This is a genomic window from Variovorax sp. Soil_C_39 (genome assembly GCF_057656815.1).
In genome coordinates, this window is record NZ_JBDGJQ010000002.1 from 120858 (window position 1) to 134773 (window position 13916).

The window sequence follows — 13916 nt, forward strand, 5'->3', positions numbered from 1 at the left end:
AATTCGCAGATTGCACGGGGCGCCGGCGGCGAACACCATGCGGGCATGGAGACAACCACACCCCTTGCGCTACGACGCCCGCTCGCCTGCGTGGCATTGGCGTTGACCACCGCCGCCGCGACCGCGCTGCTGCCGTTCGGCCCCGCGCACGCTGAAAATTATCCGTCTCGCCCCGTCACGCTCGTCGTGCCGCAGGCCGCGGGCGGCACCAACGACATCGTCGGCCGGCTCGTGGGCCAGAAGCTTGGCGAGGTGATGAAGAACAACGCCAGCGTGGTGGTCGACAACCGCCCCGGCGCGGGCGGCAACATCGGCACGCAGTTGGTCGCGAAGGCGCCGAAGGACGGCCACACGCTGCTCATGACCATCAGCAGCAGCCAGGCGATCAACCCGGCGCTCTACAAGAGCCCGGGCTTCGACCCGGTGACGGATTTCAGGCCCGTCGGCCTGATCGGCGCAGTGCCCAACGTGCTGCTGGTCCATCCCTCGTTCCCGGCCAAAGACCTCGGCGAATTCCTGAGGCTCGCGCGCACGAAGGGCGCGGCCTACCAGTACGCCTCGGCCGGCAACGGCACGCTCAACCACCTGCTCGGCGAAATGCTCAACAGCATGGCCGGCATCTCGCTGCAGCACGTGCCGTACAAGGGCGTCGCGCCCGCGCTCAACGACGTGCTCGGCGGGCAATTGCCGATCGTGTTCGCGAGCCTGCCTTCGGCGCTGGCCCACATCAAGGCCGGCAAGCTGCGCGCGCTGGCGGTGAGCGGCGACCGTCGCTCGGCCGTGCTGCCCGAGGTGCCCACCATCGCCGAGGCGGTGCCGGGCTACAGCGGCACGCTCTGGATCGGCCTGTTCGCGCCTGCGGGTGTGCCGCCCGACGTGCTGGCCACGCTGCAGGAAGCCACGCGAAAGGCGCTGGACGCGCAGGACCTGCGCGACAAGCTCGAACAACAGGGCGTCGAGATCGCACCGCCGACGTCGCCCGACCAGTTCGCGGCGCTGCTGCAGGCCGATCTCGCCAAGTGGGCGCGGATCGTGAAGGCGTCGGGCGCGGCAGTCGATTGAAGAAACCAACAACACCCGCCATGCCTCGTTCGAACCACGACAACAACCCCACTGCATCGATCGACGCCGAGACGCTCGCAACGCTCCAGGCCTGGGAGGGCCGCAGCGAAACGCTCGCCGACGAGATCACCGCCGCGCCTGTTCGCGCGCTCTGTGCCACGCTCGACCGCGACGACCCGCCGCCGTCGGCTGGCACGCCGTTGCCCGCGCTCTGGCATTGGCTCTACTTTCTGCCGCATCATCGCCAGTCGGAGCTCGGCGACGACGGCCACGCCCGGCGCGGCGGCTTCCTGCCGCCGGTGCCGCTGCCGCGCCGCATGTGGGCAGGCGGCCGGCTGGCGTGGGAAGCCGGCAACCCGCTGCGCGTCGGCGACCGGGCCGAGCGCCGTTCGCGCATCGTCTCGGTCACGCACAAGGCGGGCCGCACGGGGGCGCTGGTGTTCGTGCTCGTGCGCCACGAGGTACACAACGCGCGCGGCCTGGCGCTGACCGAGGAGCACGACATCGTCTACCGCGCCGCGGCCGAACCCGGCGAGCCGGTTCCGCCGCCCAAGCCCGCGCCCCGGGACACCGCCTTCAGCCGCGACATCGTGCCCGACGACGTGCTGCTGTTCCGCTATTCGGCGCTCACCTTCAACGGCCACCGCATCCACTACGACCGCCGCTACGTCACCGAGGTCGAGGGCTACCCGGGCCTGATCGTGCACGGTCCGCTGATCGCCACGCTGCTGGTCGACCTGCTGCGCCGCCATGTGCCGGGCACGCAGCTCGCGCGCTTCGAGTTCCGCGCGGTGCGCCCGACCTTCGACATCGCGCCGTTCCGGGTGCACGGCAGGCCCGACGCGGCGCAGGCGGACGGCAAGCGCTTTGCGTTGTGGGGGGAGGACGCCGACGGCTGGCTCACGATGCAGGCCACGGCGGTGCTCGAATGACACGGAGAAACCAGCCCATGACAAGACCGCTCGACGGCATCACCGTCGTCTCGCTCGAGCACGCCATCGCGGCGCCGTTCTGCACCCGCCAGCTCGCCGACCTCGGCGCGCGCGTCATCAAGGTCGAGCGCCCGGGCGCCGGCGACTTCGCGCGGGCCTACGATGCGCGCGTGGCCGGCCAGGCCTCGCATTTCGTCTGGGTCAATCGCTCGAAGGAGAGCCTCACGCTCGATCTCAAGCAGCCCGCCGCGCTCGCGGTGCTGCAGGAACTGATCGCCGGCGCCGACGTGCTGGTGCAGAACCTGGCGCCCGGCGCGGCCGCGCGCATGGGCCTGGACGCCGAGGCGCTGCGGGCACGGCATCCGCGGCTCATCGTCTGCGACATCTCGGGCTACGGCGACGACGGGCCCTACCGCGACAAGAAGGCCTACGACCTGCTGATCCAGAGCGAGGCGGGCTTCCTGTCGGTCACCGGCACGCCCGACGATCCTTGCAAGTCGGGCAATTCGATCGCCGACATCGCGGCGGGCATGTACGCCTACACCGGCATCCTCGCGGCGCTACTGCAGCGCGGCAGGACCGGCGAGGGTTCCCACATCGACGTGTCGATGCTCGAGTCGCTCGCCGAGTGGATGGGCTATCCGATGTACTACGCCTACGAAGGCGCGACGCCGCCGCCGCGCAGCGCCGCCGCGCACGCGACCATCTATCCCTACGGCCCGTTTCCTGCGGGCGATGGCGGCACGGTGATGCTGGGCCTGCAGAACGAGCGCGAGTGGCGCCTGTTCTGCGAGAAGGTGCTGCTGCAGCCGGCGCTCGCGAGCGACCCGCGCTTCGACAGCAACGCGCGCCGCAACGACAACCGCGAGGCGCTGCGCGCGATCATCGTGGCGGTATTCGAGTCGCTCGGCACCGCGCAAGTGGTCGAGCGGCTCGATGCCGCGCAGATCGCCAATGCCCGCATGAACGAGATGGCGGGGCTGTGGGCCCATCCGCAACTGCAGGCGCGCGAGCGCTGGCGCCAGGTGGGCTCGCCGGCCGGCGAGATCCCGGCGCTGCTGCCGGCGGGGCGGCAGAGTGCCTTCGACTACCGCATGGACCCGATACCGGCGGTGGGCCAGCACACCGAAGCGATCCTGCGCAGCCTGGGCCGCGGCGAGGCCGAGATCGCGGCATTGCGCGAGGCGGGCGCGGTGTGACCCCGAACACGGCGCCGCTCGCACTGGCGCGTACTTTTCTCTTCGTGCCGGCCGACCGTCCCGAGCGCCACGCGCGTGCGCTGGCCGCAGGTGCGGGCGCGGTGATCGTCGACCTGGAGGATGCGGTCGCGCCCGAGCGCAAGGCGTCCGCGCGCGACGGCCTTGCGGCTTCGCTCGCCGCGCTGGTATCCGATGCCCGCGGGCGTGTGCTGCTGCGTATCAACGCGCCCGGCACGCCCTGGCACGAAGACGACTGCGCGCAGGCCGGTGCATTGGCCGCGCAGGGTCTCGTGGCCGGCATCGTGGTGCCCAAGGCCGAGCGCGTAGCCGACCTGGCGCGTGTGGCCGCGGTGGTTGGCGGCGGCGGCGTGCTGGTGCCGCTGGTCGAGTCGGCCGCGGGCCTCGCGGCGGCCGATGAAATCGCCGCCGCGCCCCGGGTGCTGCGGCTGGCCTTCGGCCACCTCGATTTCCAGGCCGACCTCGGCCTGGCCTGCGATGCCGACGAGGCCGAGCTGGTGCCGGTGCGCCTTGCGCTGGTGCTGGCTTCGCGCCGCGCCGGGTTGGCTGCGCCGATCGACGGCGTCACGGCCGACTGGCGCGATGCGACGCGGCTGGCTGCGGACACGGCACGCGCCCGGCGCGGCGGCTTCGGCGCCAAGCTCTGCATCCACCCCGACCAGGTCGCGCCGGTGCAGGCGGGGCTCGGCCCGAGCGCCGACGAGCTCGCCTGGGCGCGCCGCGTGGTGCAGGCCGTGGGCGCCTCGGGCGGCGGCGTCGCGAGCCTCGACGGCCGCATGGTCGATGCGCCCGTGCTGCGCCTGGCCGAACGCCTGCTCGGGATGGCGCACGCCTGAACCACCGATCCCCATTTCACAAGAAGGAGACGACCACCATGACGACGATGAAGACCCGGAACCTCAAGGCCCTGTTCGCCGCTTCGGCGAGCGCCTGCATTCTTGCCTTTCATGCCGGGCCGGCGCTCGCGCAGGCCGCCTGGCCCGACAAGCCGGTTACGCTGGTCGTGCCGTACTCGGCCGGCGGGCCCACCGACGTGGTGGCACGCATGCTCGCGATCCCGATGGGCAAGTCGCTCGGCCAGACCGTGGTGGTCGAGAACACGGTCGGCGCCGGCGGCACGATCGCACCTGCGCGGGTGGCCAGGGCTGCGCCCAACGGCTACACCATCCTGATCCACCACATGGGCATGGCCACCGCGCCCGCGCTCTACAAGAAGCTCGCCTACGATCCGCTGAAGGACTTCGAGTACGTGGGCCAGGTGATGGACGTGCCGATGACGCTGCTGTCGCGCAAGGACTTTCCGGCCAACAACTTCCAGGAGCTGCTGGCCTACGTCAAAACCAACAAGGACAAGGTCACGCTGGCCAATGCCGGCATCGGCGCGGTGTCGCAGCTGTGCGGCATGCTGTTCGCGCACCAGGTCGGCGTGCAGCTGACCACCGTGCCCTACAAGGGCGCGGGCCCGGCGCTCAACGACGTGATGGGCGGGCAGGTCGACCTGCTGTGCGACCAGACCACGCAGACCGCGCCCGTCATCAAGGACGGCAACCGCGTGAAGGTGTTCGGCGTGACCACGCCGAAGCGGCTGTCCAGCATGCCGAACATTCCCACGCTCGACGAGCAGGGCCTCAAGGGCTTCGACGTGAAGGTGTGGCACGGCGTGTACGCGCCCAAGGGAACGCCGCCGGCCGTGATGGAAAAGCTCAACACGGCACTGCGCGCCGCGCTGCAGGACGAAGCGGTCAAGCACCGTTTCGCCGAGCTCAGCACCGAAGCCGTGCCGATGGACAAGGTCACGCCGGAATCGCTGCGCAGCCACCTCGCAGCCGAGACGGAGAAGTGGGGCAAGGTGATCCGGGCGGCAGGCGTGCAGGCGGATTGATCTTCGTACTTTCGATTTCCTCGACGGCGGCGGGTTATGCATGAATCGGCAGCCGCGATGCAATATCGTTGCAGGCGGCGCGCCGTGACAGCTGGTTGCAAGCCAGGCTCAGTGTTTTCCTCAGAGTTCGGTGGCTTGAAACTCGCTAGAGTGAAGGCGGCCGTTCAGGCTTTTGCTTCGCACACATCAAGGAAATCTCATGAGCAAGAAAGTTGCATATGTCACCGGAGGCATGGGTGGCATCGGAACAGCCATCTGCCAGCGGCTCCACAAGGACGGCTTCACGGTCGTCGCAGGCTGCGGCCCCACGCGCGACCACGCCAAGTGGCTGGCCGAACAGAAAGCGCTCGGCTTCGAGTTCCATGCATCGGTCGGCAACGTCGGCGACTGGCAATCCACGGTCGAGGCCTTCTCGGCCGCCAAGGCCGCGCACGGCCCGATCGACGTGCTGGTCAACAACGCTGGCATCACGCGCGACCGCATGTTCCTCAAGATGACGCCCGAGGACTGGAGCGCGGTGATCGAAACCAACCTCAACAGCATGTTCAACGTCACCAAGCAGGTGGTCGGCGACATGGTCGAAAAGGGCTGGGGCCGCATTATCAACATCAGCTCGGTCAACGGCGCCAAAGGCCAGGCCGGGCAGACCAACTATTCGGCCGCCAAGGCCGGCATGCACGGCTTCACGATGGCGCTGGCGCAGGAGCTCGCGAACAAGGGCGTCACCGTCAACACCGTGAGCCCGGGCTACATCGGCACCGACATGGTCAAGGCCATCCGCCAGGAAGTGCTCGACAAGATCGTCGCGACGATTCCCGTCAAGCGCCTCGGCGAGCCGAGCGAGATCGCCTCGATCATCTCGTGGCTCGCCACCGACGAGGGCGGCTATTCGACGGGGGCCGACTTCTCGGTCAACGGCGGCCTGCACATGCACTGACGGTGCCCTTCGGCACCTGCGCCACGAAAACCCGCTTCGGCGGGTTTTTTCGTTGGCTACTCCCGGAGACAACGAGAACCCATGGCTGACACGATCCTCGCGCCGGGCCCGAAGCCCGCGCTCTACCGTTCGCTCTACGTCCAGGTGATTGCCGCGGTGATCGTCGGCGTGCTGCTCGGGCACTTTTATCCGGCGCTCGGCGAGGCGATGAAGCCACTGGGCGACGGCTTCATCAAGCTCATCAAGATGATCATCGCGCCGATCATCTTCTGCACCGTGGTGGTCGGCATCGCGGGCATGGAGGACATGAAGAAGGTGGGGCGCACCGGCGGGCTCGCGCTCCTGTACTTCGAGGTGGTGAGCACCATCGCGCTGGTGTTCGGGCTGCTGATGTCCGACCTGCTGCGCCCTGGTGCGGGCATGAACATCGATCCGGCCACGCTCGACGCGGCCGCTGTGGCGTCGGTCGCCGGACCGGGCAAGATGACCGGGCCAGTCGATTTTCTGCTCAACGTGATCCCGACCACGTTGGTCGATGCCTTCGCCAAGGGCGAGATCCTGCAGGTGTTGCTGATCGCGCTGCTGTTCGGCTTTGCGCTGCACCGCTTCGGCGGCCGCGGCACGTTGGTGTTCGACGTGATCGAGAAGGGCTCGCAGGTGCTGTTCGGCATCGTCGACTACATCATGAAGCTGGCGCCGATCGGCGTCTTCGGCGCCATGGCCTTCACCATCGGCAAGTACGGCGCGGACAGCCTGTTCTCGCTCGGCAAGCTCATCGGCACCTTCTACCTGGCGTGCCTGCTGTTCATCTTCGTGGTGCTGGGGCTGATCGCGCGGCTGCACGGCTTCGGCATCTGGAAACTCATCCGCTACATTCGCGAAGAACTGCTGATCGTGCTCGGCACCTCGTCGTCCGAGACGGTGCTGCCGCGCATGATGAAGAAGATGGAGAAGCTCGGCGCGAGCAAGGCGTCGGTGGGGCTCGTGCTGCCGGCGGGCTATTCGTTCAACCTCGACGGCACCTCGATCTATCTGACGATGGCGGCGGTGTTCATCGCCCAGGCCACGAACGCACCGTTGTCGCTGGGCCAGGAAATGACGCTGCTTGCGGTGCTGCTCGTCACCTCGAAAGCCGCGGCTGGCGTGACCGGCAGCGGCTTCATCGTGCTTGCGGCGACGCTGTCGGTGGTGGGCGACGTGCCGGTGGCGGGGCTGGCGCTGATCCTCGGCATCGACCGCTTCATGTCGGAGGCGCGCGCCCTGACCAACCTGATCGGCAACGGCGTCGCCACGCTCGTGGTGGCGCGCTGGACGCACGAGCTCGATACCGAGCGGCTCGATGCCGAACTGAGTCGCGGCCGCGTCGCTGTCCCGGCGCCCGAGCCGTTGGACGCCGGCCGCATCGCGCCCTAGTGCAAAAGCCCCGGCGCCGCGGGGCGGGGCCCGCGCTGTGCACAATCGCCGCATGCCCCACAGCGTCTCCCTGATCAGCACCATCGCCGCCGGCCTCGGGCTCGCGCTCGTCCTCGGCTTCATCGCGGCGCGGCTGCGCCTGCCGGCCCTGGTGGGCTACCTGCTCGCGGGCGTGATCATCGGGCCGTTCACGCCGGGGTTCGTGGCCGACGGTGCCATCGCGGCGCAACTGGCCGAGATCGGCGTGATGCTGCTGATGTTCGGCGTGGGCCTTCATTTCTCGCTCGACGACCTGCTCGCGGTGCGCCGCATCGCGCTGCCCGGCGCACTGGCGCAGATCACGGTGGCCACGCTGCTCGGCGGCGCGCTCGCGCTCTGGTGGGGCTGGTCGTGGGGCGCGGCGCTGGTCTTCGGGCTGGCGCTGTCGGTGGCGAGCACGGTGGTACTGCTGCGCGCGCTCGAGAGCCTGGGCATCCTCGACTCGTTCACCGGCCGCATCGCCGTGGGCTGGCTCGTGGTCGAGGACCTCGCCATGGTGCTGGTGCTTGTGCTGCTGCCGCCGCTGGCGGGCGTGATGGGCGGCCAGGCCGGCGATGGCGCGGGCGATCCGCTGTGGCAGACGCTGGGGCTCACGCTGCTGCAGGTGGGCGGCTTCGTCGCGCTGATGCTGGTCGTGGGGCGGCGGGTGTTTCCGTGGATCCTCTGGCAGGTCACGCGCACCGGCTCGCGCGAGCTGTTCACGCTGTGCGTGATCGCCGCCGCGGTCAGCATCGCCTTCGCCTCGGCGGCACTGTTCGGCGTGTCGTTCGCGCTCGGCGCCTTCTTCGCGGGCATGGTGATGCGCGAATCCGAATTCAGCCACCGCGCGGCGCAGGAATCGCTGCCGCTGCGCGATGCGTTCGCGGTGCTGTTCTTCGTCTCGGTGGGCATGCTGTTCGATCCGTGGGTGCTCCTCGAGCGGCCCCTGCAGGTGCTCGCGGTGGTGGCGGTGATCGTGCTCGGCAAGTCGCTCGCCGCCTGCGCGCTGGTGCTCGCGATGCGCTATCCGCTCGGCACCGCGCTCACGGTCAGCGCGAGCTTGGCCCAGATCGGCGAGTTCTCGTTCATCCTCGCGGGGCTGGGCTTCTCGCTTGGCCTGCTGCCGAGCGAGGGGCAAAGCCTGATCCTGGCGGGCGCACTGATCTCGATCGCCACCAACCCGCTCTGGTTCAGCCTGATCGCGCCACTGCAGGAATGGCTGCACAGGCGCTTTGCGCTGGTGCGCGGGCTCGAAGCGCGTGACCATCCGCTGGCCGAACTGCCGATGAGCACGGAGGCGCGCTTCCTGTCGAGGCAGGTCGTGCTCGTCGGCTACGGCCGCGTCGGCCGGCGCATCGCGGCCGAACTGGCGGCGCACGACATTCCCTACGTGGTGGCCGAGCAGAACCGAGAACTCGTAGGCCAGCTGCGCGCGGCCGGCGTGGCGGCCGTGTGGGGCGACGCGGCCGATCCGGCGGTGCTCATCCAGGCGCACATCGCCAGGGCGCGCGTGCTCGTGGTGGCCGTGGCCGACGCGATGAACGTGCGGCAGATGATGGAGACGGCGCGCACGCTGAACCCCGCCATCGAGACCGTGGTTCGCAGCCACAACGAGGAAGAGGCACGGCTCCTGTCGCAAGAAACGTCCGCCACGGTTTTTCTCGGGGAGCATGAACTGGCCCAGGCCATGGCGCGCGACGTGGTGCGGCGTGCAGACCCGCAGCCAGCCTGAGCCGCCCGGCTCAGAGATCCTCGATGACCAGCATGCGGTAGCGTTGCGCGATGGAGTAGGGCACGGTGCGCACTTCTTCCATCAGGCGGTTGGCTTCCTCTTCGTTCTTCGTCTTTACGAGCAGACCGGTGTGGCCTTCGCGGGCAAGCTTGGTGTAGGCGCGCACGGTCGCGGCATCGGTGCCCGCGGACGGCAGCGGGTCGTCCGAATCCGACGCCGTGGGCGTGATTTCCGTGAGCACGGTCTCGGCGGGGATCAGGTAGATCTCGTCGCCGCTCACGCCTTTTTCGATGAGGCGGTGGCCGATGCGGTTCGCATCTTCCGAGTCCGGAAACATGACCATCGAGTAACCCGAGGGATAGAAGGCGCCCCCGATGGCTGCCCGCATGCTGGGTTCTAGGACGAAGTTCTTCATGGTGCGGCCTCCTGGGCAATGTAGTTCTGTGGTTTAAGCGTAGGCCGGGCTGCATCGCCGGGCTGTAGGCCTGCTGCGCATATCGCCGAAGGCAGGGCGCGGGCTCGGCACGGGGCTCCTGTACACTGCGGCGCTCATGTCGTGCCATCTCATCTCTGCCAACGCCTGCGCTGCCGCCTCGGCGCGCACGCTGCTGCCGTTCGCGTTCGCGCGCACCGGCGGGGCCGGGATCGCTGCTGCTGCACGAATGATTCGCACCATTACCACCGCGGCCACCTGAGCACGCGCAGGTGGCCGTTTCGGCAGCCACCTGGTGTATCGCTCTTCCCCCGAATGAATGAAACCCAGCTCTGGCAGCTGGGTTTTTCGTTTTTCATCCGGAGGTTTCCATGTACCGCGATCCAGTCCAGTCCCTCGAGTCCTTGCCCGGCCGCCCCGCGGCCATCCGCGCGCTGCGCGTCGGGATGATCGGCATCGGCACCGTGGGCGCGGGCACCCTGCGCGTGCTGCTGCGCAACCAGGCCGAGATCGCGGCCCGCGCAGGCCGGCCCATCGAACTGGTGCTGGTGGCCGCGCGCAACCTGGCGCGTGCGGCTTCGGTGGCCGGCGAGGTGCCGCTCACCGACGACGCGCTGCGCGTCGCGACGCATCCCGAGGTCGACGTGGTGGTCGAAGTGGCCGGCGGCACGGGCGCGGCACGCGACTGGGTGCTGGCCGCGATCGCGCACGGCAAGCACGTGGTCACGGCCAACAAGGCGCTGCTCGCGGTACATGGCGCCGAGATCTTCGCCGCCGCCCGGCGCCAGGGCGTGGCAGTGGCCTACGAAGGCGCGGTGGCGGGAAGCATCCCGATCGTCAAGGCGCTGCGCGAGGGGCTTGCGGCCAACCGCATCGAATGGGTGGCGGGCATCGTCAACGGCACCACCAACTTCATCCTGAGCCGGATGCGCGACGCGGGGCTCGACTTCGCGGCCGCGCTCGCCGAGGCCCAGGCGCTCGGCTACGCGGAGGCCGATCCGACCTTCGACATCGAGGGCATCGATGCCGCGCACAAGCTCACGCTGCTCGCGGCCAATGCCTTCGGCAGCGCCGTGCAACTGGCGGACGTGGAAGTGCAGGGCATCACGGCGCTGCAGCGCATCGACATGGCCTGCGCCGAGCAGTTGGGCTACCGCATCAAGCTGCTGGCGCTGGCGCGCCTTGCCGACGCGGGGCTCGAACTGCGCGTGCAGCCCGCGCTGGTGCCCGCTTCGCATCCGATGGCGCATGTGAACGGCGTGATGAACGGGGTGGTGGTCAAGGGCGACGCGGCCGGCCCGACCCTGTACTGCGGGGCCGGCGCGGGCTCGGAGCAGACCGCCTCGGCCGTGATCGCCGACCTGGTGGACGTGGCGCGGCTCGATGGCACGCGGGCGGCGCAGCGCGTGCCGCACCTGGGCTTTCATGCCCACGCGATGCGCGCGTTGCCGGTGCTGCCGCGTGCCGAGGTGCGCACGGCGCACTACCTGCGAGTGCCACTGCGCGAGGCCCAGGCAATCGAAGCGCTGTCGGGCTGGCTGGCGGCGAGACAGGTGCCCGTGCGCGAGCTCCGGCTGGCGGCGGCCGAGGTCGCCGACACGCCGCAACTGCTGGTGGTGACGCAGCCGATGCCGCAGCGCGAGCTCGACCTGGTGTCGCATGCGTTGGCATTGCACCCGGCGGTGGCAGGGGAACCCACCGCGCTGCGCGTGGAGGAGCTGGCCGCCTGAGGCCCGCCTGGCGACCGCTTGTGAGCGCATGCATTGTTTCCATGGCGTGAACGCCGCGGTTCCTTTTGCACAGGGTTTCCACGGGGGTTGCCGGCGCACAATTGATCCCACGGACCGGCCACCAGGCTGGCCCGGCTGAACAAGGCCCCCGAGCGCGGCGGCTGTCCTTTCGAAAGGACGGCTTCCCACCCAAGACCGGTTCGACACGTCCCGAAGTGAAACCATTGAACCAAGGAAATCGAAATGACCGTCTCCAAGCTCCTCTCCGCCGTCGCCGTCGCCCTCGTTGCCGCCACCGGTGCCGCCCATGCCGAAACCTATGAAGGCGTGCATCGCCTGACCACTGCCGAAAGCCGTGCCGACGTGGCCAGCCAGGCCATCGCCGCTGCCCACAGCGCCGACCCGTACGCCGAAGGCGCGAATGCCAGCGTGGCGCAGTCGCCCGTGTCGCAGCGCAGCCGTGACCAGGTCCGTGCAGAAGCCGTGGCCGCCGCGCACAGCCCTGACGCTTTTTCCGAAGCGGCATCCGCCGGCATGACCTATGTGGCCGCCGGTGCGGTCGACCCCGCGGTGGTGCGTGCCGCAGCCCGCGCTGCCGCGCGTGGCGAAGCGCTGCCGCTGTAAGCACTGCGGTTGCGCAGCGAATCAGGCCCCGCGAAAGCGGGGCTTTTTCATTGGCCCATCCGACGGGATGGCGATTCATCTGTATTGCAGATCAATTGATCTGAATTTTCAATTTCACGGATCGAAGGCCGCTGCCTACAGTCGGCCTCGATGAACGCTCATGCACCGCCACCCCTGCTGATCGGCTGCGCGGCCGGTTTTTCCGGCGACCGCACCGATGCCGCGGGGCCGGTGGTCGATACGCTGATCGCGCGGCTGCGGGCAGGTCCTGGGCAGCAGCGCGCCTTCCTGATCTTCGAAACGTTGGCCGAGCGCACGCTCGCGCTTGCGCAACTGCGCCGGCGCGACGATCCCGAAGCCGGTTACGAGCCGCTGATCGACGCCATGCTGCGGCCCGTGCTGGCGCGCTGCCTTGCGCACGGCATCCGCATCGTGAGCAACTTCGGCGCGGCCAATCCGCGCGCCGCGGCCCGGCACATCGCCCGCATGGCGCGCGAACTCGGCGCCGACGCACCGCGCATCGCGGTGGTGGAGGGCGACGATCTTTCGGGCCCCGCGCAGCGTACGCTGCTGCACGACGCGCTCGGCGCGCAGCTCGACGGGCTGCGCATCGTCAGTGCCAACGCCTACATCGGCGCCGAGCCGATCGCCGCCGCGCTCGACGCCGGCGCGCAGATCGTGGTGTGCGGCCGCGTGGCCGATCCATCGCTCGCGGTGGGGCCCGCCATGTCGTACTTCGGCTGGCGCGCCGACGACTGGGACCGGCTCGGCCGCGCCACCATGGCGGGGCATCTGCTGGAATGCGGCGCGCAGGTCTGCGGCGGCTACTTCGCCGACCCGGGCTTCAAGGACGTGCCGGACCTCGAGCGCGTGGGCTTTCCGATCGCCGAGATCGATGCCGACGGCCACTGCACCATCGGCAAGGCCGATGGCACCGGCGGCCTCGTGAGCGAGGCTACCGTGAAGGAGCAGCTGCTCTACGAAGTGCACGACCCGAGCGCCTATCTCACGCCCGACGTGGTGGCCGACATTGCCGACGCCGAGGTGGCGCCGCTGCCACTCGGCCGCGTGGCGCTCTCGGGCGTGCGCGGGCATGCGCGGCCAAGCCATTTCAAGGTCAATGTCTGCCACGAAGGCGGCTGGCTCGCTGAGGGCGAAATCTCCTATGCCGGCCCGCGCGCAGAAGCCCGCGCCCGTCTCGCGGCCGAGGTGCTGCGCGCGCGCCTGGGCGGGCTCACGCTGCGCGTCGACCTGATCGGTGCGCTCAGCATCCTTGGCGACGATGCCGGACGCATGCTCGCCGACACACCTGATGCCGGGCTGCGCGACGTGCGCCTGCGCGTGGCGGCGGCGCATGCCGAGCGTGCACAGGCCGAGCGGCTCGCGCGCGAGGTGATGGCGCTCTACACCTGCGGGCCCGCGGGCGGCGGCGGCGTGCGCACCGCGCTCACGCCGCGGCTCAATACCCTGTCGTGCCTGGTGCCGCGGGACGCGGTGCCGGTGCGCTTCGAACTGCTCGGCGCGAAGGAGCTCGGATGAACACCAACGCCAATGCCGACACCGGCACCATCGACGTGCCGCTCTACCGCGCCGCGCACGGCCGCACCGGCGACAAGGGCGACCGCTCCAACATCAGCGTGATCGCCTGGCATCCGGCGCTCTATCCCGTTCTGGCCGAGCAGCTCACGCCCGAGCGCGTAGCGGCGCAGTTCAGGCATCGCGCGCCGGCGCGTGTGCAGCGCTTTCTCCTGCCTCGGCTGTATGCCATGAACTTCGTGCTCGACGCGGTGCTCGACGGCGGCGTCAACGACGCGCTGAACCTCGATGCGCACGGCAAGGCACTTGCGTTCCTGCTGCTCGACATGCCCGTGCGGATGCCGCGCGCGCTCGAGCCGTTGCTTGCCGGGCCTTAGCGGCCGACCCCTTTTGCTTTCCG

The 13916-nt window shown here is 69.6% G+C and carries 14 protein-coding genes; 13 read left to right on the plus strand and 1 reads right to left on the minus strand.

Annotation, left to right across the window (positions count from 1 at the left end; translation table 11 throughout):
• The first annotated feature begins 45 nt into the window (after positions 1 to 45).
• The 8 genes from AC3A6J_RS04600 to AC3A6J_RS04635 all read left to right on the plus strand — a co-directional run bounded on the left by AC3A6J_RS04600 (position 46) and on the right by AC3A6J_RS04635 (position 9193).
• Entirely contained in the window at positions 46 to 1062 is a 1017-nt protein-coding gene (locus tag AC3A6J_RS04600) for a tripartite tricarboxylate transporter substrate binding protein (protein WP_487858735.1), read from the plus strand.
• Between the two features lie 20 nt (positions 1063 to 1082).
• Entirely contained in the window at positions 1083 to 1994 is a 912-nt protein-coding gene (locus AC3A6J_RS04605) for an HTD2 family dehydratase (protein ID WP_487858736.1), read from the plus strand.
• Positions 1995 to 2011: 17 nt separating this feature from the next.
• Positions 2012 to 3193, plus strand: a complete 1182-nt coding sequence (locus AC3A6J_RS04610; protein WP_487858737.1) for a CaiB/BaiF CoA transferase family protein — start codon at positions 2012 to 2014, stop codon at positions 3191 to 3193.
• Positions 3190 to 4047 (plus strand): HpcH/HpaI aldolase/citrate lyase family protein, encoded by an 858-nt coding sequence (locus AC3A6J_RS04615; RefSeq protein WP_487858738.1) that lies wholly within the window; start codon positions 3190 to 3192, stop codon positions 4045 to 4047. Before AC3A6J_RS04610 ends, AC3A6J_RS04615 begins: the two co-directional genes overlap by 4 nt.
• Positions 4048 to 4085: 38 nt before the next feature.
• Complete coding sequence (locus AC3A6J_RS04620) at positions 4086 to 5093, plus strand: tripartite tricarboxylate transporter substrate-binding protein (RefSeq protein WP_487858739.1); 1008 nt, start codon at positions 4086 to 4088, stop codon at positions 5091 to 5093.
• A 199-nt stretch (positions 5094 to 5292) separates the two neighbouring features.
• Positions 5293 to 6030, plus strand: a complete 738-nt coding sequence (phbB, locus tag AC3A6J_RS04625; RefSeq protein WP_021006768.1) for an acetoacetyl-CoA reductase — start codon at positions 5293 to 5295, stop codon at positions 6028 to 6030.
• A gap of 81 nt (positions 6031 to 6111) precedes the next feature.
• On the plus strand, positions 6112 to 7443 hold the full coding sequence (locus AC3A6J_RS04630; RefSeq protein WP_487858740.1) for a dicarboxylate/amino acid:cation symporter: 1332 nt from the start codon (positions 6112 to 6114) through the stop codon (positions 7441 to 7443).
• A 52-nt stretch (positions 7444 to 7495) separates the two neighbouring features.
• Positions 7496 to 9193 carry a cation:proton antiporter domain-containing protein gene (locus AC3A6J_RS04635; protein ID WP_487858741.1) on the plus strand — a complete coding sequence of 566 codons (1698 nt, stop codon included), beginning with the start codon at positions 7496 to 7498 and terminating at the stop codon, positions 9191 to 9193.
• Positions 9194 to 9203: 10 nt separating this feature from the next.
• Here the strand turns inward: AC3A6J_RS04635 and AC3A6J_RS04640 are convergent, their stop codons facing one another.
• Positions 9204 to 9608, minus strand: a complete 405-nt coding sequence (locus AC3A6J_RS04640; RefSeq protein WP_487858742.1) for a hypothetical protein — start codon at positions 9606 to 9608, stop codon at positions 9204 to 9206.
• Positions 9609 to 9744: 136 nt separating this feature from the next.
• On the opposite strand from AC3A6J_RS04640, the gene AC3A6J_RS04645 reads away from it, so the two are divergent.
• From AC3A6J_RS04645 to AC3A6J_RS04665, 5 genes are all read left to right on the plus strand, one after another.
• Positions 9745 to 9888 carry a hypothetical protein gene (locus AC3A6J_RS04645; protein ID WP_487858743.1) on the plus strand — a complete coding sequence of 48 codons (144 nt, stop codon included), beginning with the start codon at positions 9745 to 9747 and terminating at the stop codon, positions 9886 to 9888.
• Between the two features lie 109 nt (positions 9889 to 9997).
• The gene (locus AC3A6J_RS04650) at positions 9998 to 11356 is read left to right on the plus strand and encodes a homoserine dehydrogenase (RefSeq protein ID WP_487858744.1); all 1359 of its coding nucleotides are present in this window, start codon (positions 9998 to 10000) and stop codon (positions 11354 to 11356) included.
• A gap of 243 nt (positions 11357 to 11599) precedes the next feature.
• Positions 11600 to 11980 carry a helicase SNF2 gene (locus AC3A6J_RS04655; RefSeq protein WP_487858745.1) on the plus strand — a complete coding sequence of 127 codons (381 nt, stop codon included), beginning with the start codon at positions 11600 to 11602 and terminating at the stop codon, positions 11978 to 11980.
• 150 nt (positions 11981 to 12130) lie between these two features.
• Positions 12131 to 13519: an acyclic terpene utilization AtuA family protein gene (locus tag AC3A6J_RS04660; protein WP_487858746.1), complete on the plus strand. Its 1389-nt coding sequence runs from the start codon at positions 12131 to 12133 to the stop codon at positions 13517 to 13519.
• A complete protein-coding gene (locus AC3A6J_RS04665) occupies positions 13516 to 13893 on the plus strand; it encodes an AtuA-related protein (protein WP_487858747.1) in 378 nt (125 codons plus the stop codon). The genes AC3A6J_RS04660 and AC3A6J_RS04665 overlap by 4 nt, the downstream gene beginning before the upstream one ends.
• Positions 13894 to 13916 lie beyond the last annotated feature (23 nt).

Bases quoted from the DNA above. Each gene is read 5' to 3' on its own strand.
- AC3A6J_RS04640 (WP_487858742.1), bottom strand. From the start codon at position 9,608: ATGAAGAACTTCGTCCTAGAACCCAGCATGCGGGCAGCCATCGGGGGC.
- AC3A6J_RS04655 (WP_487858745.1), top strand. From the start codon at position 11,600: ATGACCGTCTCCAAGCTCCTCTCCGCCGTCGCCGTCGCCCTCGTTGCC.
- phbB (WP_021006768.1), top strand. From the start codon at position 5,293: ATGAGCAAGAAAGTTGCATATGTCACCGGAGGCATGGGTGGCATCGGA.
- AC3A6J_RS04600 (WP_487858735.1), top strand. From the start codon at position 46: ATGGAGACAACCACACCCCTTGCGCTACGACGCCCGCTCGCCTGCGTG.
- AC3A6J_RS04620 (WP_487858739.1), top strand. From the start codon at position 4,086: ATGACGACGATGAAGACCCGGAACCTCAAGGCCCTGTTCGCCGCTTCG.
- AC3A6J_RS04660 (WP_487858746.1), top strand. From the start codon at position 12,131: ATGAACGCTCATGCACCGCCACCCCTGCTGATCGGCTGCGCGGCCGGT.
- AC3A6J_RS04630 (WP_487858740.1), top strand. From the start codon at position 6,112: ATGGCTGACACGATCCTCGCGCCGGGCCCGAAGCCCGCGCTCTACCGT.
- AC3A6J_RS04605 (WP_487858736.1), top strand. From the start codon at position 1,083: ATGCCTCGTTCGAACCACGACAACAACCCCACTGCATCGATCGACGCC.
- AC3A6J_RS04635 (WP_487858741.1), top strand. From the start codon at position 7,496: ATGCCCCACAGCGTCTCCCTGATCAGCACCATCGCCGCCGGCCTCGGG.
- AC3A6J_RS04650 (WP_487858744.1), top strand. From the start codon at position 9,998: ATGTACCGCGATCCAGTCCAGTCCCTCGAGTCCTTGCCCGGCCGCCCC.
- AC3A6J_RS04645 (WP_487858743.1), top strand. From the start codon at position 9,745: ATGTCGTGCCATCTCATCTCTGCCAACGCCTGCGCTGCCGCCTCGGCG.
- AC3A6J_RS04610 (WP_487858737.1), top strand. From the start codon at position 2,012: ATGACAAGACCGCTCGACGGCATCACCGTCGTCTCGCTCGAGCACGCC.
- AC3A6J_RS04665 (WP_487858747.1), top strand. From the start codon at position 13,516: ATGAACACCAACGCCAATGCCGACACCGGCACCATCGACGTGCCGCTC.